Origin of the sequence: Pseudonocardia oceani (assembly GCF_019263585.2) — a bacterium.
In the GTDB taxonomy this organism is placed as follows: domain Bacteria; phylum Actinomycetota; class Actinomycetes; order Mycobacteriales; family Pseudonocardiaceae; genus Pseudonocardia; species Pseudonocardia oceani.
Genome location: NZ_JADQDF010000001.1, coordinates 2,693,000 through 2,711,097 on the forward strand (window position 1 = coordinate 2,693,000; position 18,098 = coordinate 2,711,097).

Consider the following 18,098-nt stretch of genomic DNA (forward strand, 5'->3'; position numbering starts at 1 on the left):
CAACGTGACGGAGGTCGTCCGGGTGCGGCCACCGCACCCCTCAGTGGCCCTCTATCAGGTGAACCCCTGCGTGCTGCTCCGACCGTACGTGACCATCACCACAGCATGGACGCCACGGTGCCCCCGGACGGGGAGAGTCCGGGGGCGCCGATCGGACGAACGGGCCTAACCGAAAGTTCAGGTCATCCGGTCACCTCGCGGTAGGCCGCCTCGATGCGGTCGCCGATCTCCTTGTCGATCTGTCGCCAGTACTCGAAGGCCCTGGCCAGCACCTCCGGGCTCACGCCGTCGGCGAGGTGCCCGGCGACGTTGTCGACGAGCCGCGCGCGCTCGTCGTCGTCGAGCACGTCCCGGACCATCGACGCGGCCTGTCCGAAGTCGTCGTCCTCGGCGCGCAGCGTGTAGGCGGTGCGGACCATCTCGCCGTCGGCGTACCAGAGGCCGGCCTCGTCGGTCAGCGCCGGGTTCGCGTGCGGGCCGCCGTAGGAGTTCGGCGCGTAGACCGGGTCGGTCACGTTGACCGTGCGGCCGACGCCGTCCTTGCTGTAGCTGTGCACCGGCACGACCGGCGCGTTGACCGGGATCTGCTTGTAGTTGACGCCGAGCCGGGCGCGGTGCGCGTCGGCGTAGGCGAACCCGCGGCCCAGCAGCATCTTGTCCGGCGACAGCCCGATCCCGGGGACCAGGTTGTTCGGCTCGAAGGCCGCCTGCTCCATCTCCGTGTGGTAGTCGGTGACGTTCCGGTCGAGGACCAGCGTCCCGACCTTGATCAGCGGGTAGTCCGCGTGCGGCCACACCTTCGTGAGGTCGAACGGGTTGAACCGGTAGGTCGTGGCGTCCTCGAACGGCATGACCTGCACGTGCAGCGTCCAGCTCGGGCGCCCACCGCTCTCGATCGTGTCGTAGAGGTCGCGCTGGTGGAAGTCGGCGTCGGAGCCCGCGAGCTGGTCGCCCTCGTCCTGGGTGAGGAACTCGATGCCCTGGTCGGTCTTGTAGTGGTACTTGACCCAGAACTTCTCGCCGCCGGCGTTGGTCCACATGTAGGTGTGGCTGGAGTAGCCGTTCATGTGGCGCCACGTCCTCGGGATGCCGCGGTCGCCCATCAGCCAGGTCAGCATGTGCGCCGACTCGGGCGAGAGCGTCCAGAAGTCCCACTGCATGTCGTGGTCGCGCAGGTTGTTCGCCGCGCGACGCTTCTGGCTCCGGATGAAGTGCTGGAACTTCAGCGGGTCGCGGATGAAGAAGATCGGCACGTTGTTGCCGACCATGTCGTAGTTTCCCTCGGTCGTGTAGTGCTTGAGGGAGAAGCCGCGCGGGTCACGCCAGGTGTCGGGGCTGCCCCGCTCGCCGGCCACGGTCGAGAAGCGGATCAGCGTCCGCGTGGAGACACCGGGCTGGTAGAGCGCGGCGCGGGTGAAGCGGCTGACGTCCTCGGTCGTCGTGAACTCGCCGAACGCGCCACCCCCCTTGGCGTGCGGCTGGCGCTCCGGGATGCGCTCCCGGTTGAACGCCGCCATCTGCTCGATCAGGTAGTGGTCCTGCAGCAGGATCGGGCCGTTCGGGCCGAGGGTGAGCGAGTGCTCGTCGCTCGCCACCGGTGCACCGCCGTCGGTCGTGGTGTACCGCGGTTCGGTCACGGGTCTCCTTTGATAGGCGTGCGCCTAGGGTTTCCCGGCGCCGTCGCGCGCAAACACCGCCCGCCGACTCCCGCCCGTGGTCCACGATGACGGCATGGTCACCACGACCCCGGGCGGTCTCGCGGGCTTCCGCACGGTGCTGGCGATCCCCGGCGTCACCCCGCTCGTGCTGCTCGCCCTCGTCGCGCGCATCCCCGCGTCCGCCGCAGCGATCACGCTGACGCTGCACGTCGTGCTCACCCTGGACCTCGGCTACGCGGCCGCGGGTGCCGTCGGCGCGGCGAGCACGATCGGCATGGCCGTCGGCGCGCCGCTGCTCGGGCGGGTCGTCGACCGGCGCGGGCTGCGGCCGGTGCTCGTCCTCACCAGCGCGTCGGCGGCGGTGTTCTGGAGCGTCGCGCACCTGCTGGGCTACCCCGCGCTGCTGGTCGGCGCGCTGCTCGCCGGGGCGCTGGGGATGCCGGTCTACTCGGTGATCCGCCAGTCGCTCGCCGCGCTGGTGCCCGAGGAGCACCGCCGTCCCGCGTTCTCGCTCGACTCGATGTCGGTCGAGGTCTCCTACATCGTGGGGCCCGCGCTCGGCTCGCTGCTCGTGATCGGGCTGGGCAGCACCGCGGCGACGTGGGCGGTCGGCGCCGGGTGGGTCGCGTCGGGCATCGCGTTCTGGGTGCTCGACCCCAGGACCCGCGCGGGCTCCGCGACCGACGACGACGGCCCGCCGCCGTCCGTGCGCTCCTGGCTCGACCGCCGGCTGCTCGGGGCGCTGCTCGCCACCTCCGCCGCGGTCCTCGTCGTCTTCGGCACGGAGCTGTCGGTGATCGCGAGCGTGCAGGAGGCCGGGCCGGTGTACGCGATCGCGCTGGTCAACGCGGTGTGGTGCCTGTCGTCGATCGCCGGGGGCTTCCTCTACGGCACCGCACGCCGGTCGTACCCGGTGTTCGCGCTGGTCGCGCTGCTCGGCGTCGCCACGCTGCCGGTGGCGCTGGGCGGGGTGTGGTGGAGCTTCGCGCTGCTGCTCGTGCCCGCCGGGCTGATGTGCGCGCCCGCACTGGCGGCCACGTCGGAGGCGGTGAGCCGGCTGGCCCCGGAGGCGGCGCGCGGCGTCGTCACCGGGCTGCACGGCTCGGCCATCACGCTCGGCGCCGCCGCGGGCACGCCGCTGGCCGGGGTGCTGGTCGACGTCGCGAGCCCGGCCGTCGCGGTCGTCGCGGTCGGGACGCTGGGCGTCGCGACGGCCGGGGTGGCGGCGCTGCTCGCCGGCGCGCACACGACGGAGCCGCCGCACCCGGGGGTCGCGGCGGCTCCGACGGTCCGAACGTGCGGGTGGATCAGCCCTCGGCGGGCGCGATCCGCGAGCCGGTGCCCGGCGAGAAGACGTGCTCCTCGCCCGGGCGGATGCTCAGGTGGATGATCTCGCCCTTGCGCGGGGGCGTCCGGGCGTCGACACGCACGGTGAGCAGCTTGCCGTCGCCGGCACCGGGGCCGTCGTCGACCTTGAGGCTGCCGTAGGCGAACGCGTCGGACCCGAGCTCCTCGACGACGACGACCTCGAACGGGATGCCCTCGCCGTCGCCGACCACCGCGATGGACTCGGGACGGAACCCGAGTGTGGCCGTGCGGGCGCCCTCGGCCGACAGCGCCGAGCGGACCGAGCGCTGCAGCGGCAGGACGTGCCCGCCGATCTCCGCACCCTCGTCGGTGACGGTGACCTCGGCCAGGTTCATCGCGGGCGAGCCGATGAAGCCCGCGACGAACACGTTGTCGGGCCGGTCGTAGAGGTTGCGCGGGGTGTCGACCTGCTGGAGCAGCCCGTCCTTGAGCACCGCCACACGGTCGCCCATCGTCATGGCCTCGACCTGGTCGTGGGTGACGTAGACGGTGGTGGTGGCCAGGCGCCGCTGCAGCGCCGCGATCTGGGTGCGGGTCTGCACGCGCAGCTTGGCGTCGAGGTTCGACAGCGGCTCGTCCATGAGGAAGACCTGCGGGCTGCGGACGATCGCGCGGCCCATCGCGACGCGCTGGCGCTGGCCGCCCGAGAGGGCCTTGGGCTTGCGGTCGAGGTAGCTGTCGAGGTCGAGGATCTTCGCGGCCTCCTCGACCCGCTTGCGGATCTCCTCCTTGCCCATGCCCGCGATCTTGAGCGCGAAGCCCATGTTGTCGGCCACGGTCATGTGCGGGTACAGCGCGTAGTTCTGGAACACCATCGCGATGTCGCGGTCCTTGGGCGGCAGGTGCGTGACGTCCTTGTCGCCGATGAGGATGCGACCGCCGGTGACCTCCTCCAGCCCCGCGAGCATGCGCAGGGAGGTGGACTTCCCGCAGCCCGACGGGCCGACGAGGACGAGGAACTCGCCGTCGGTGATGTCGAGGTCGAGGGCGTCGACGGCGGGGTGCGGGGCACCCGGGTACGTGCGCGTGGCAGCGTCGAACGTGATGCTGGCCATGGGAAGTCCTCCAGGGAGGTCGAGGGCGGGCGCGCCGGGCCCCCGGGTGGTCCCGGGCCTGCCTGCATGGTTGACCGGTCTGCAGGTCGACGACGGCGCCCGGTCACTGTGGCACGGAACACGTGTCCCGCGCCACAGCCGACCGGGCCCTCGAACGCCGCGCTCAGAGCGTGGCCGCCACCGTCTCCGCGATCTCGTAGGTGTTGAGCGCGGCGCCCTTGCGCAGGTTGTCGCCGCACACGAACAGCTCGAGGGTGTTGGGGAAGTCCAGCGCCTGCCGCACCCGGCCGACGACCGTGGGGTCACCGCCCACCGCGTCGGCGGGCGTGGGCCACTGCCCCGCCGCCGGGTCGTCGCGCAGCACGATCGTCGGCTGCGCGCCGAGGACCTTGTGCGCCGCGTCGACGCCGACCTCGGCGGCGAACGTCGCGTGCACCGCCAGCGCGTGGGTGGTGACCACCGGGACGCGCACGCAGGTGGCCGACACCTTCAGGTCCGGGATGCCGAGGATCTTGCGCGACTCGTTGCGCACCTTGAGCTCCTCGGAGCTCCAGCCGTCGTCCTTGAGGGAGCCGGCCCACGGCACGACGTTGAGCGCCAGCGGCGCCGGGAACGGCGACTCCGCGGGCAGCCCGGCCGCGCTGATCGCCTCGGCGACGTCGCCCGACCGCTTGCCCACGTCCTGACCGGACACGGCCGACAGCTCGGCCTGCAGCCGGTCGATGCCGGACTGGCCCGCGCCGGACGCCGCCTGGTACGAGGCGACGACGAGCGCGGTGAGCCCGAACTCGCGGTGCAGCGCGCCCATCGCGGCCATCATCGACAGCGTCGTGCAGTTGGGGTTCGCGATGATCCCCTTGGGCCGGTTCGCGGCCTCGTCGGCGTTGACCTCGGGCACCACCAGCGGCACCTCGGGATCCATCCGGAACGCTCCGGAGTTGTCGACGGCCACCGCCCCGCGCGCCGCGGCGACCGGCGCCCACTCCGCGCTCACCTCGTCGGGCACGTCGAACAGCGCGATGTCGACGCCGTCGAACACCTCCGGCTCCAGCAGCCGGACGGTGACGTCCTCGCCGCGGACCCGCAGCACCTTGCCCGCCGACCGCGCCGAGGCGACGAGCCGGATCTCCGACCACGGCACGGTCTCGCGCGCGTCGATGATCTCGATCATCGTGGAACCCACCGCGCCGGTGGCACCCACGATCGCCAGAACTGCGCCTACCCGCCCCGCCGGCTCCGCAAGCTCCGCCGGCTGCCGTCCCCCGTTCATCGCCCGGTCCCCGCGTGCACCACGGCCTGCTCGGCGCCGCCGAGCTCGAAGGCGTCGTGCAGGGCCTTGACCGCCGTGTCGAGCTGGTCGACGCGGCAGATGACCGAGATCCGGATCTCCGAGGTGTTCATGGTCTCGATGTTGATGCCGGCCTCGGACAGGGCCTCGCAGAAGGTGGCGGTCACGCCGGGATGGTTGCGCATCCCCGCCCCCACCAGCGACACCTTTCCGACCTCCTCGTCGTGCAGGATCTGCGCGAACCCGATCTCGGGCTGCGCCGCGGTGAGCGCGGCGACCCCGCGCGGGCCGTCGACGCGGGGCAGCGTGAACGTGATGTCGGTGCGCTGCTCGGTGGTGCGGCTGATGTTCTGCAGCACCATGTCGATGTTGATGTCGGCGTCGGCGACCGTCCGGAAGATCCGCGCCGCCATGCCGGGGGTGTCCGGGACGTCGGTGACGGTGATCTTCGCTTCGGACCGGTCGTGCGCGACCCCGGTGATGATCGCGTTCTCCAAGGGGATCTCCTCGATCGAGCCGGTGACGAGCGAGCCCGGCTTGTCGGTGTACGAGCTGCGCACCCGCAGCGGGACGTTGTAGCGCCGGGCGTACTCGACGGCGCGCAGGTGCAGGACCTTCGCCCCGCACGCCGCCATCTCCAGCATCTCCTCGTAGGTGATCTGGTCGATGAGCTGCGCGTCCGGGACGATCCGCGGGTCGGCCGAGAAGATGCCGTCGACGTCGGTGTAGATCTCGCAGACGTCGGCATCGAGGGCGGCGGCGAGCGCGACGGCGGTGGTGTCGGAGCCGCCGCGGCCCAGCGTCGTGACGTCCTTGGAGTCCTGGCTGACGCCCTGGAAGCCCGCCACCAGCACGATCGAGCCCTCGTCGAGGGCCTCGCGCAGGCGCTGGGGGTTGACGTTCACGATCCGCGCGTCACCGTGCTTGGACGTCGTCACCATGCCGGCCTGCGACCCGGTGAACGAGCGGGCCTCGACACCGAGCGCGTGGATCGCCATGGCGAGCAGCGCGTTGGAGATGCGCTCGCCGGAGGTGAGGAGCATGTCCAGCTCGCGCGGCGGCGGCGCCGGGGAGACCTGCTCGGCGAGGTCGAGCAGCTCGTCGGTGGTGTCGCCCATCGCCGAGGCGACGACGACGACGTCGTTGCCCTCCTTGTGCGTCCGGACGATCCGCTCCGCGACCTTCTTGATGCGGTCCGCGTCCTGGACGGATGATCCGCCGTACTTCTGCACGACGAGGGCCACGCCGACCTCCTACAACCGGCGCGGCGGGAACTCCGCGCCCATGGGTCCGTCCGCCTGTGAGGGCGCTGGTCGGGTCCCGACAGTACCGGCCCGCCCCGGCTGCGCCGACCGGGATGACTGACACCACAGGAGGGGCGGCCGGCCGTGGGCGGGGCAGGCGCGGGGCGGCGTCGGGGTGGGGCCGGGGTCAGCCGGCCCGGCGTACCAGGCGCACGACGACCGTGGTGATCGCGAACCAGATCACCGCGGCGGTGCCGTAGTTCAGGACGACGGCGAGCTTGGGTTCGGCGGGCTGGAACAGGTCCGAGAGGCCGAGGTCGAAGGTGTCCGCGAGATCGCTCACGAGCACGGTGAGGCCGTTCTCCGGGTTCGCGTCCAGGAGGGTGAGGACGATGAACACCACCAGGACGAGCACGATGGCCATGCCGATGATCCGCAGGACGTTGGCCAGGGCGTCGATGCCCCGCCGCGCCGTGGTTCCCACTGCCACTCGAACCCACCCTCGTAGACCTGCCGGACGATGACGGCCCATGGTGGCAGAACGCGGAGCCGGGCCCTACTCGTAAGTATCACCCGATCGGGTGATCAGCCTGCGGGATGGGGGTTGCGGGCGTCCCGGGGGGTCGGGCTAGGGTCGACGGCGTGGCGCGCCTGCTCCTTGGTTGCCGCGGCGGGGTCTGACCGACCGGCCCCTCGTCGCGGGTTCTCGGCGTGCGCCGGTCGTCCCTGATCGGCCACCTCCTGGAGCAGTGAATCCCGTGACCACCTCGCCCGACGCCTACGTCTCCGCCTCGCAGAGCCGGCTGCGCACGCCGTCGCTCCCCGCGCCCGACGGCCAGCCCGTCTGGAACCCGCAGCGCGGCTCGCACCTGCCGGTGCACCGCTACCGCCCGTTCCACGAGCTGGTCGAGCCGGTGTCGCTGCCCGACCGCACCTGGCCCGACAAGCGGATCACCTCCGCGCCGCTGTGGTGCGCGGTCGACCTGCGCGACGGCAACCAGGCCCTGATCGACCCGATGAGCCCGAGCCGCAAGCGCCGCATGTTCGAGCTGCTGGTGCGCATGGGCTACAAGGAGATCGAGGTCGGCTTCCCCGCCGCGAGCCAGACCGACTTCGACTTCGTCCGCGAGATCATCAGCCACGACATGATCCCCGACGACGTCACCATCCAGGTGCTGACGCAGGCGCGCCCGGAGCTGATCGAGCGCACCTACGAGGCCTGCGAGGGCGCGCCGCGCGCGATCGTGCACCTCTACAACTCGACGTCGGTGCTGCAGCGCCGGGTCGTGTTCCGGTCCGACCGCGCAGGCATCGCGAAGATCGCCACCGACGGGGCGGAGGAGGTGCTGCGGTTCAGCGAGAAGTACCCGAGCACCGACTGGCGCTTCGAGTACTCCCCGGAGTCCTACACCGGCACCGAGCTGCAGTACGCCGTCGACGTCTGCAACGCCGTGAGCGGGATCTGGCAGCCGACGCCCGAGTCGCCGATGATCGTCAACCTGCCGGCGACGGTGGAGATGGCCACGCCCAACGTCTACGCCGACTCCATCGAGTGGATGCACCGCAACCTGGCCCGCCGCGACGGCATCGTGCTGAGCCTGCACCCGCACAACGACCGCGGCACCGGCGTGGCCGCCGCCGAGCTGGGCTACCAGGCCGGCGCCGACCGCATCGAGGGCTGCCTGTTCGGCAACGGCGAGCGCACCGGCAACGTCGACCTGGTGACGCTGGGGATGAACCTGTTCACCCAGGGCATCGACCCGCAGATCGACTTCTCCGACATCGACGAGATCCGCCGGACCGTCGAGTACTGCAACCAGCTGCCGGTGGCCGAGCGCCACCCGTGGGGCGGCGACCTGGTCTACACCGCGTTCTCCGGCAGCCACCAGGACGCGATCAACAAGGGCTTCGACGCGATGAGGGCCGGCGCCGCCGAGGCGGGCGTCGAGGTCGACGCCTACCGCTGGGAGGTGCCCTACCTGCCCGTCGACCCCAAGGACATCGGCCGCAGCTACGAGGCCGTGATCCGGGTGAACTCGCAGTCGGGCAAGGGCGGCGTCGCCTACATCATGAAGGCCGAGCACCAGATGGACCTGCCGCGGCGGCTCCAGATGGAGTTCTCGAAGGTGATCCAGGAGGTCACCGATTCCGAGGGCGGCGAGGTCTCCCCCAAGGAGATGCGCGACGTCTTCGAGACCGAGTACCTCGACCGCGTCACCCCGCTCAAGCTGGTCCGACACCGCCTGACCAGCGACGGCGAGGGCACCGACGAGATCGTGGCCACCGTGCGCGTCGAGAACGACCTGCACGAGATCCACGGCCGCGGCAACGGCCCGCTCGCGGCCTTCGTCGACGGCCTCGCCGGCATCGGCTTCGACGTGCGGATCCTCGACTACCACGAGCACGCCCTGTCGGCGGGCGACGACGCCCGCGCCGCCGCCTACGTCGAGTGCACCGTGGAGGGCAAGGTCCTCTGGGGCGTCGGGGTGGACAGCTCGATCGTGAGCGCGTCGCTCAAGGCCGTGGTGTCGGCGGTCAACCGCGCGATGCGGTAGGTCCGGCTACGACGCCGCGCCCTCGGCGAAGAACGCCGCCACCGCGGCCGCCGTCGGGAGGTCCGCGGCGTCGCGGAGGGCCCCGAAGGACGCGTTCCAGAAGGGGCCCTCCCGCGGCGTCCACGGCCCGACGTAGGCGTAGGGCTGCGGGTGGCCGCCGTCGCCGGGCGACACCCCGAAGTTCACCTCGTCGAGGGTGAGCGCGAGGTCGAAGTGCTCGGGCCACAGCACGGGTTCGACGCCGGGGGCGAAGGCGCGCAGCCCGGCGTCGCCCCGGGCGAACCAGTCGGCCAGCTCCGCCGCCGCCCCGGCGTCGACCGCGACCTCCTCGTCGGGGTCGACGCCGGAGGTGTCGGCGTAGACGCCGATCGGCGGGCCGGGGTCGACGCCCACCGCGGCGGCGAGGGCGCGGTAGGTGCCGGTCAGCGGGGCCCGGACGTCGTCGCCGACGAGCTCGGCGCCGTCGACGCGCAGCGACCCGGCGACGCCGCCGAAGCCGCCGGGCGTGACGCGCAGCCGGATCGTGCCGTGCGCGCGGTGCTGCGGCCCGGCGAGCAGGAGCTCGGCCACCCCGTGCAACGAGCGGCGGGTCCGTGCGTCCATCGGTCCTCCCGTCCGGCACCGCGTGTGCCGACTCCGGAAGCCTGGCAGAGGCACCGCACAATGACCGCATGCGGATTGCCCTGGCCCAGGTGGACGCCGTGCTCGGCGACGTCCCGGCCAACATCGAACGCGCCGAACGGGCGATCGCGGAGGCCAACGACGCGGGGGCCGACCTCGTCGTGTTCCCGGAGCTGTCGCTCACCGGGTTCTCGATGGCCGACATCGTCGAGGACGTGTCGATGCCGCTGGACGACGAGCGGCTGACCGGGCTCGCGAAGCAGGCCCGCGGCGGGCTGCTCGTCGGCTTCCCCGAGGCGCAGGCGCACGGCCTGCACACCTACAACAGCGCCGCCTACTTCGAGGGCGGGGAGCTGGTGCACGTGCACCGCAAGCTCTACCTGCCCAACTACTCGATCTTCGAGGAGCGCAAGCACTTCCTGCCGGGGCAGACCTCGCGAGCCTTCCCCGTGCAGGGCGGCAGGCACCGTGCGGCCACCCTGATCTGCAACGACGCCTGGCAGCCGCAGCTCGCGTTCCTGTCCACGCAGGACGGCGCGCTGATCATGCTCGTGCCGGCGGCGAGCGCGCAGAGCATGTTCCCCGAGCACTACGACTCCCGCGACTACTGGCAGGGCATCACCCGGTTCTACGGCCGGATGTACCAGCTCTACGTGGTGTTCGTGAACCGCGTCGGCACCGAGGGGCAGCTGCGGTTCTGGGGCGGCTCGCACGTCGTCGACCCGTGGGGCGAGGTGATCGCCGAGGGCGTCGGCTACGAGGAGCAGCTGCTGACCGTCGACATCGACGTCACCGAGGTCCGGCGCCGGCGCCGCGGCATCCCGCTGGTGCGCGAGGCCCGGCTCGGCCTGCTGCGCCGGGAGATCGACCGACTGCTGGAGGAGGGCGGCGACCTCTAGCGGGCCCGGTTCGGACCGCTCACGCCGTCGCGAACGGCTGGAGCGTGGCGTCGGCGCGGATGCCGGCGAACTCGCGGTTCCAGATCGCGAAGTACAGGACCTCCTCGTCGCTGCGCAGCGGCCAGCAGTGCGCCGGCACCTCCGGCGTCGCCCCGGTGTCGTTGCCCGCCACCTTCTCCGCGGCGAGCACGGCCAGCACCGTGCCCGCGCCCGAGCCGTCGCCGAACTGCTCCTTGCCGCGCCACAGCAGGTCCTCGGGCAGCCAGCCGGTGAACGCCTCGCGCAGCAGCGCCTTCTCCGGGCGGCCGCCGGTGCACTGCTTCCACTCCGGCGGCAGCGCGAGCGCCGTGCGCACGAGCGCCGCGTCGAGGAACGGCTCGCGCGCCTCCAGGCCGTAGAACATGGTGGTGCGGTCGCAGCGCTGCAGGTTGAGCCCGTGCAGCTGCTCCAGGCTGCGCACCAGTTCGGCGTGCAGCGCGTCGGGGTCGGCGAACTCCTCGGTGTGGGTGTAGGAGTAGCCGGCGAACAGCTCGTCGGCGCCCTCCCCGGTGAGCACCACCTTCACCGCCTTCGACGCCTCCCGCGCCAGCAGCAGGTTCGGCACGGCGCTGCGGACGAGCGCCGGGTCGAAGTGCTCGATGACGGTGACGGCCTCGTCGAGCGCCTCGGCGATGGCGTCGGCGGTGACGAGGACCTCGTGGTGCTCGCTGCCGATGTGCTCCGCGACGCGGGCGGCGGCGACCAGGTCGCCGCTGTCCGCCGTGCCGACGGCGAAGGTCGGCAGGACCTCGCCGCGGTCGCGCGCCTCGCGGGCGGCGACGGCCGCCACCAGCGCCGAGTCGAGCCCGCCGGAGAGGAACACCCCGACGCCGACGTCGCTCATCATCCGCCGCCGCACCGCGGCCACGACGGCGTCGCGGACCTCGTCGAGCACGACGTTGTCCCAGGTCTCGTGCTGCGCGCGGCGGGCGGGGCGGACCTCCACCGGCACGGCGTCGGCGAAACGCACGACGCCCGCCCCCGTGGTCCACAGCGAGCCGGGCGGGAACGCCTCGACGCGCGGGCGGTCCTCGTCGTCGAAGGCGCGGAGCTCGCTGGCGAACAGCGTGACACCGCCCCCGGTCACCCAGTACAGGGGCTTCACCCCCATCGGGTCGCGCGCCACGAGCCCGCCGCCGTCGGCGGTGACCATCGCGATCGCGAACATCCCGTTGAGCGTGGCGACGGCCGCGGGCCCGCCGCGCATCACCGCGTGCAGCGCGGCCTCGGTGTCCGACCCCGACCGCAGCACCCCGTCGGGCAGCCGCGACGTGAGCCGCTCGTGGTTGTAGATCTCGCCGTTGCCGACGATCCACGCGGTCTCGTCGACGTCGGTGAGCGGCTGGTGGCCGCCGCTGACGTCGATGATGGACAGCCTCTGGTGCCCGAGCCACGCCCCGTCGACGGCGAGGATCCCGGTGTCGTCGGGCCCCCGGTGCCGCACGCGGGCGAGCATGCGCTCGCACTTCTCGGGGTCGACGTCTCCGTAGGCGGCCACGATCCCGCACACGATGTCCCACTTCCTGTCACGTCAGTGGCCGAGCACCTCGTTCACCGAACCGGGGTGGTCGGGAGCGGACGCCGCAGCCAGTACGTCGTCCGACGCTACGGCCTGCACGCGGTGCGGCCGGATCCGGCCGTCGCGGATGTCCTCGGCGAAGTGGCACGCCACGCGGTGACCCGCACCCGAGCCCTCGACGACCCGCAACTCGGGGCGCTCGTCGTCGCAGCGCGTCTCCTGGCGCCAGGGGCAGCGGGTGTGGAACCGGCAGCCGGGCGGCGGCGCGGCCGGGGAGGGCAGGTCGCCGGTGAGCAGGATGCGCTCGCGGCGGTCCTCCAGCTCCGGGTCGGGCACGGGCACCGCCGAGAGCAGGGCGCGCGTGTAGGGGTGCTGCGGGTCGTCGTAGAGCGCCTGCGACGGCGCCTCCTCGACGATCCCGCCCAGGTACATCACGCCGATCCGGTCGCTGACGTGCCGCACGACGGCGAGGTCGTGGGCGATCACCAGGTAGGTGAGGCCGAGCTCGCCCTGCAGGCGCCCCAGCAGGTTGAGCACCTGGGCCTGCACCGAGACGTCGAGCGCCGACACCGGCTCGTCGGCGACGATCAGGTCGGGCTCGACGCACAGCGCTCGGGCGATGCCGATGCGCTGGCGCTGGCCGCCGGAGAACTCGTGCGGGTAGCGCCGCAGCGACGACGCGGGCAGGCCGACCTGCTCGACGAGCTCGCGCAGCCGGGCGTCGTCGGCCTCCGGACCCTTCGACAGGCCGTGCGCCTTGAGCCCCTCCAGCAGCAGCGACTCCACGGACTGGCGCGGGTCGAGCGAGGACAGCGGGTCCTGGAACACCATCTGGAAGCGCCGGCGCATGCGCCGCAGCTCCTCGCCCTTGAGCGACGCGATGTCGGTGCCGTCGAACACGATCTGCCCCGAGGTCGGGTCCTCGAGGCGCAGGATCGCCCGGCCCAGCGTCGACTTGCCGCAGCCGGACTCGCCGACCAGGCCGTAGGTCTCGCCGCGCTCGATCCGCAGCGAGACGCCGTCGACGGCGTACACGTGCCCGACCGTGCGGTCCAGGATCAGGCCGCGCTTGATCGGGAAGTGCACGGCGACGTCGCGGACGTCGAGCAGCGGCTCGGTCGCGCCGGTCGTCCCGGTCATCTCGCTCATTCCCCGCTCGCTCATTCCGCGGTCGCCGGCACGGGGTTGAAGCAGCGCAGCAGGCGCCCGCCGGTGGTCTCGGCCTCCGGCGTGGTGGTGCGGCAGGTCTCGATCGCGCGCGGACAGCGCGGCGCGAACGCGCAGGCGCTCGTCCACGGCAGGTTGTCGGCCACCGAGCCGGGGATCGCCGCGAGGTCCTCCCCCGCCGGCGCGTCGAGCCGCGGGATCGAGCCCAGCAGCCCGTTGGTGTACGGGTGGCGCGGCGTCGCGAAGAGCCGGTGGCGCTGCGCCCGCTCGACGATCCGGCCGCCGTAGAGGACGTTGACCGTCTCGCACAGCCCCGCGACCACACCGAGGTCGTGCGTGATCATGACGAGCGCGGCGCCGGTGTCGCGCACCATCTCCTTGAGCAGCTCCAGGATCTGCGCCTGGATCGTCACGTCGAGCGCGGTGGTCGGCTCGTCGGCGATGAGCAGCTTGGGTCGGCACGCCAGCGCGATGGCGATCAGCGCGCGCTGGCGCATGCCCCCGGAGAGCTGGTGGGGGTAGGAGTCCAGGCGCCGCCGCGGGTCGGGGATGCCGACGCGGTCGAGCCACTCCGCCGCCTCGGTGCGCGCGGCCTCCTTCTTCAGGCCGCGGTGGCGCGTGAGCACCTCCGTGACCTGCACGCCGATCGGCACCACCGGGTTGAGCGAGGACAGCGGGTCCTGGAACACCATCGACAGGTCGCGCCCGCGCTTCTCCCGCATCGCGCTCTCGGGCAGCGTCAGCAGGTCGACGCCGTCCATCGTGGCGCTGCCGCTGACCTTCACCCCGCGGGCCGGCAGCAGCCGCGTGATCGCCATCGAGGTCACGGACTTGCCGCAGCCCGACTCCCCCACCAGCCCGACGATCTGCCCGGGCGCGACGTCGAAGCTCACGCCGTCGACGGCGACGGTGTCGGGCTCGCCGCGCCGGGTGAACGCGACGCGCAGGTCGCGCACCGACAGCAGCGGCTCGGTGGTGGGCGACCCGCCCGGCGTCTTCTGCAGCGCGGCGGTCATCGGCTCCCCTTCGGGTCGAGGGCCTCGCGCAGCGACTCGCCCAGCAGCGTGAAGCCCAGCGCGATGACGATGATCGCCGCCGCGGGCCACAGCGCGAGCGCGGGCCGCACCTCGAGCAGGGGCTGCGCCTGGGCCAGCATCAGGCCCCACTCGGCACGGCCCGGGTCGGCGTCGCCGAGCCCGAGGAACGACAGCGCGGCGGCGTCGAGGATGGAGGTGGCGAGCGTCAGCGTCGCCTGGACGACGACCGGCCCGATCGCGTTGGGCAGCATGTGCCGCAGCACGACCGCGGGCCGCTTGACGCCCAGCGCGGTCGCCGCGATCACGTGGTCGCTCTCGCGCTGCGCGAGCATCGACCCGCGCAGCAGCCGCGCGAAGATCGGCACGCCCACGATCGACACCGCGATGATCACCGACGTCTGCGACGGGCTGGCGAACAGCGCGGCGACCGAGATCGCCAGCAGCAGGCTCGGGATGGCCAGCAGCACGTCGGTGACGCGCATGAGGACGGTGTCGACCCAGCCGCCGAACGCGCCCGCGAGCGTGCCGATGACGACGCCGACGACCAGCCCGATGAGCGTGGCGAGCACGCCGACCAGCAGCGTCTGCTGCGAGGCGAGCAGGAAGCGGGACAGGAAGTCGCGGCCGAGCTGGTCGCTGCCGAGCGGGAAGCCCTCCTGCGGGCCCGGGATGGAGCCGGGGCGCAGGTCGGCCTGCAGCTGCGGGAACGACTCGGTGGCCGAGTGCGGCGCGAGGAACGGCGAGAACACCGCGACCAGCACGAACACCCCGACGATGACGGCGCCGGTGATGGCCACCGGGTCGCGCCGGAGCCGGCGGAAGGCCTCGGAGGTGAGGCTGCGGCCGCCCGCGAGGTCGTCGACGCGCTTGCGCTTGCGTGTGAGCAGCGTGGTCATGACAGACGGACTCTCGGGTCGATGATCGCGTACGAGAGGTCGACGAGCAGGTTGACCAGCACGTACACCAGCGCCCCCAGGAGCAGGATGGCCTGCAGGCGCGGGTAGTCGCGCAGGGTGATGGCGTCGGCGAGCAGGGTGCCGATGCCGCCCCAGACGAACACGCGCTCGGTGAGCACGGCGCCGGCGAGGAGCAGCCCGACCTGCAGGCCGATCGTCGTCGACACCGGGAGCAGGGCGTTGCGCAGCACGTGGCGCCCGCGCACGGTGCCGGGCGCGAGGCCCTTGGAGTTGGCCGTGCGCACGAAGTCGGCGCCGAGCACCTCCAGGACGGACGCGCGGGTGATGCGCACGATCACCGCGAGCGGGATCGTCGCCAGCGCGACGGCGGGCAGCACGAGGTGCGACAGCGCGTCGAGACTGGCGTCGAACTCGCGGGTGAGGAACCCGTCGAGCACCGCGAAGCCGGTGACGTTCGTGGCGTCGACGGCCACCGACTGGCGCCCCGACGGCGGGAACAGCCCCAGCTCGACCGCGAACACGGCCTTGAGGATGTAGCCCAGGAAGAACACCGGGACGGCGACGCCGACGAGCGTGCCGATGACGGTCGAGACGTCGAGCGGGCCGCCGCGGCGGCGCGCGGCGACGTAGCCGAGCGGGATGCCCAGCGCCACGGCCAGCACGAGCGCGGCGATCGACAGCTCGATCGTCGCGGGCAGCGCCCGGGCGATCTCGGTGAGCACCGGTTCGCCGGTGATCGTCGAGGTGCCGAAGTCACCGGTGATGACGCGGCCCAGGAACTGGGCGTACTGCACCGGGATCGGCTGGTCGAGCCCGAGCACCCGCTCCAGGTTCGCCACGGACTCCGGTGTCGCGCGGTCGCCGAGGAACGCCGTCGCCGGCCCTCCCGGCAGGCTCCGCAGCCAGGCGAAGACCAGCACCGACAGCAGCAGCAGCGTCGGGATCACCTGCAGCAGCCGCCGCACGATGAACCTCAGCATCGTCCCCCCTCCTCCCCGAACCGCGGACGCACGAGGGTGGCACCGCCCGGTCGAGCGGTGCCACCCGGGTGTCGTCCGTCAGTTCTTGCTGACCGTCAGGAAGCGCTCGTCGGTCAGCGGGGAGGGGATCAGGCCGGTGACGGCCTCCGAGACCACCACGGCGGGCGGCGAGCTGGAGATCGGGACCGCCGGCAGGTAGGCCATGATGTCGCGGTTGGCCTGGGCGTACGCGGCGTCCTTCGCGGCCACGTCGACCGTGGAGTCGGCCGCCGCGATCGCCCCGAACAGCTGCTCGTTGACGAAGCCGAACTCCGGCTTCTCCCGGCCGAAGAACGTGCCGATGAAGTTGCCGGCGTCGTTGTAGTCACCGGTCCAGCCGAGCAGGTGCAGGTCCTGGACGCCAGTCACGTTGACCGAGTCGAGGTACCCGCCGTTCCAGGGCTGCGCCACCGGGTTGACGGTGATGCCGACCTGGCGCAGGTTCTCCGCCAGCGAGGTGAAGATGTTGGTCGGGTTCGGCATGTAGGGACGGGTGACCTCGGTCGGGTAGTAGAAGTTCAGCGTCAGGTTCGACTGCCCGGCCTCGGCCAGCAGCTGGCGCGCGCGGTCGGGGTCGTACGGGGTCGGCGTCAGGTCGTCGGCGTAGCCGGCGACGGTGTCGGGCATGAACTGCGTGGCGACGACCGCACCCTCGGGCAGCTGGTTGCGCACCAGCGACTCGCGGTCGAGCGCGAACGCGATGGCCTGGCGGACGCGGACGTCCTGCAGCGCCGGGTTGTTCTTCTGGTTGATGCCCAGGTAGAGGATGTTGAACGGCGGGCGCACCAGCACCTGGTTGCCGTCGGCCTCCAGCGAGTCCCAGTCGGCCGGGCTCGGCAGGTCGTAGCCGTCGATCGTGCCGGCCTGGAGCTCCTGGCGGCGGGCGTTCTCGTCGGGGATGACGCGGAAGATCAGCCGCTCGAGCTGCGCCGGCTCACCCCAGTAGTCGTCGTTGCGGACGAGGGTGACGGTGTTGGCCGCGCGGTCGAAGCTCTCGAACTTGAACGGGCCGGTGCCCGTCGGGTGCTCGTTGGCGTACTCGGAGTACGTGAACGCCTCACCGCTCTGCTCGATCGTGTCGGCGCTGTACTGCTGGAGCGCGGTGGGGCTGGAGATCGACAGCGACGTCAGACCGAAGGCCGCGGGGAACGCGCCCTTGTTGCGGTTGAGCTTGATGACCGCGGTGTTCGGCTGGGGCGCGGTGCACGAGTTGTAGACCGGGTCGCCGCCGCCGGCGAGGTTGTTGGCGTAGCCCTCGAACGTGTCCGAGTAGTAGATCGCCTGGCTCTGCGCGGCCTCGCTGGGGAGGTTGAACCAGCGGTCGAAGTTGAAGCAGACCGCGGCCGCGTCGAACGGGGTGCCGTCGTGGAACGTGACGCCCTCGCGGAGGGTGAAGGTCCACTCCGTGCCGTCGGCGTTGGGCGTCCACTCGGTGGCCAGGCCCGGCGCGAGGTCGGAGGTGCCCTGCGCGTAGGTGATCAGCGTGTCGTACATCTGGCGCGCGGGGCGGAACGTCTCGCCGTCCGTGGCGAAGATGGGGTCGAACATGTCGGGCGCACCGGGCGCTCCGAACACCAGCGTGCCGCCGGCCTCGCCGGAGCCGCCGGCGGCACCGTCGTCGCGCTCGGAGGTGGCGCAGGCGGCAAGGGTCACGGCGAGCAGGCCCGCGGTCAGGGCGGCGGACAGTCGTCGGGCAGATCTCATGGACGGCA

15 protein-coding genes are annotated in these 18,098 nt (G+C 72.3%); 3 read left to right on the forward strand and 12 right to left on the reverse strand.

What is annotated here, in order from left to right:
- Positions 1-182: 182 nt before the first annotated feature.
- Positions 183-1,637, reverse strand: coding sequence for a catalase (locus tag I4I82_RS13390; RefSeq protein WP_218591721.1), 1,455 nt, complete (start codon positions 1,635-1,637; stop codon positions 183-185).
- A 94-nt stretch (positions 1,638-1,731) separates the two neighbouring features.
- On the opposite strand from I4I82_RS13390, the gene I4I82_RS13395 reads away from it, so the two are divergent.
- Complete coding sequence (locus tag I4I82_RS13395) at positions 1,732-3,048, forward strand: MFS transporter (RefSeq protein WP_218591720.1); 1,317 nt, start codon at positions 1,732-1,734, stop codon at positions 3,046-3,048.
- Here I4I82_RS13395 and I4I82_RS13400 read toward each other — a convergent pair.
- From I4I82_RS13400 to I4I82_RS13415, 4 genes are all read right to left on the reverse strand, one after another.
- A complete protein-coding gene (locus I4I82_RS13400) occupies positions 2,966-4,081 on the reverse strand; it encodes an ABC transporter ATP-binding protein (RefSeq protein WP_218591719.1) in 1,116 nt (371 codons plus the stop codon). The two genes, I4I82_RS13395 and I4I82_RS13400, sit on opposite strands and share 83 nt — an antisense overlap.
- 163 nt (positions 4,082-4,244) lie before the next feature.
- Positions 4,245-5,351: an aspartate-semialdehyde dehydrogenase gene (locus tag I4I82_RS13405; RefSeq protein ID WP_218591718.1), complete on the reverse strand. Its 1,107-nt coding sequence runs from the start codon at positions 5,349-5,351 to the stop codon at positions 4,245-4,247.
- Positions 5,348-6,613 carry an aspartate kinase gene (locus I4I82_RS13410; RefSeq protein WP_218591717.1) on the reverse strand — a complete coding sequence of 422 codons (1,266 nt, stop codon included), beginning with the start codon at positions 6,611-6,613 and terminating at the stop codon, positions 5,348-5,350. The genes I4I82_RS13405 and I4I82_RS13410 overlap by 4 nt, the downstream gene beginning before the upstream one ends.
- Positions 6,614-6,800: 187 nt before the next feature.
- Positions 6,801-7,103, reverse strand: coding sequence for a hypothetical protein (locus I4I82_RS13415; protein WP_218595768.1), 303 nt, complete (start codon positions 7,101-7,103; stop codon positions 6,801-6,803).
- 268 nt (positions 7,104-7,371) lie between these two features.
- Between I4I82_RS13415 and leuA the strand changes: the two genes are divergently transcribed.
- Positions 7,372-9,168: a 2-isopropylmalate synthase gene (gene leuA, locus I4I82_RS13420; protein ID WP_218591274.1), complete on the forward strand. Its 1,797-nt coding sequence runs from the start codon at positions 7,372-7,374 to the stop codon at positions 9,166-9,168.
- A gap of 6 nt (positions 9,169-9,174) precedes the next feature.
- On the opposite strand, the gene I4I82_RS13425 is transcribed toward leuA, so the two are convergent.
- On the reverse strand, positions 9,175-9,771 hold the full coding sequence (locus tag I4I82_RS13425) for a hypothetical protein (protein ID WP_218591275.1): 597 nt from the start codon (positions 9,769-9,771) through the stop codon (positions 9,175-9,177).
- Between the two features lie 68 nt (positions 9,772-9,839).
- Here I4I82_RS13425 and I4I82_RS13430 point away from each other — a divergent pair, with 68 nt between their 5' ends.
- Complete coding sequence (locus I4I82_RS13430; protein ID WP_218591276.1) at positions 9,840-10,688, forward strand: nitrilase-related carbon-nitrogen hydrolase; 849 nt, start codon at positions 9,840-9,842, stop codon at positions 10,686-10,688.
- A gap of 19 nt (positions 10,689-10,707) precedes the next feature.
- Here the strand turns inward: I4I82_RS13430 and asnB are convergent, their stop codons facing one another.
- The 6 genes from asnB to I4I82_RS13460 all read right to left on the reverse strand — a co-directional run bounded on the left by asnB (position 10,708) and on the right by I4I82_RS13460 (position 18,090).
- Positions 10,708-12,225 (reverse strand): asparagine synthase (glutamine-hydrolyzing), encoded by a 1,518-nt coding sequence (gene asnB, locus I4I82_RS13435; protein WP_267461576.1) that lies wholly within the window; start codon positions 12,223-12,225, stop codon positions 10,708-10,710.
- Positions 12,226-12,258: 33 nt separating this feature from the next.
- Positions 12,259-13,386 (reverse strand): ABC transporter ATP-binding protein, encoded by a 1,128-nt coding sequence (locus I4I82_RS13440; RefSeq protein WP_218591288.1) that lies wholly within the window; start codon positions 13,384-13,386, stop codon positions 12,259-12,261.
- A 20-nt stretch (positions 13,387-13,406) separates the two neighbouring features.
- Positions 13,407-14,429: an ABC transporter ATP-binding protein gene (locus tag I4I82_RS13445; RefSeq protein WP_218591278.1), complete on the reverse strand. Its 1,023-nt coding sequence runs from the start codon at positions 14,427-14,429 to the stop codon at positions 13,407-13,409.
- A complete protein-coding gene (locus I4I82_RS13450; protein WP_218591279.1) occupies positions 14,426-15,346 on the reverse strand; it encodes an ABC transporter permease in 921 nt (306 codons plus the stop codon). The genes I4I82_RS13445 and I4I82_RS13450 overlap by 4 nt, the downstream gene beginning before the upstream one ends.
- Positions 15,343-16,347, reverse strand: coding sequence for an ABC transporter permease (locus tag I4I82_RS13455; protein ID WP_218591280.1), 1,005 nt, complete (start codon positions 16,345-16,347; stop codon positions 15,343-15,345). The genes I4I82_RS13450 and I4I82_RS13455 overlap by 4 nt, the downstream gene beginning before the upstream one ends.
- Positions 16,348-16,425: 78 nt before the next feature.
- Positions 16,426-18,090 (reverse strand): ABC transporter substrate-binding protein, encoded by a 1,665-nt coding sequence (locus I4I82_RS13460; protein WP_218591281.1) that lies wholly within the window; start codon positions 18,088-18,090, stop codon positions 16,426-16,428.
- Positions 18,091-18,098: the final 8 nt, after the last annotated feature.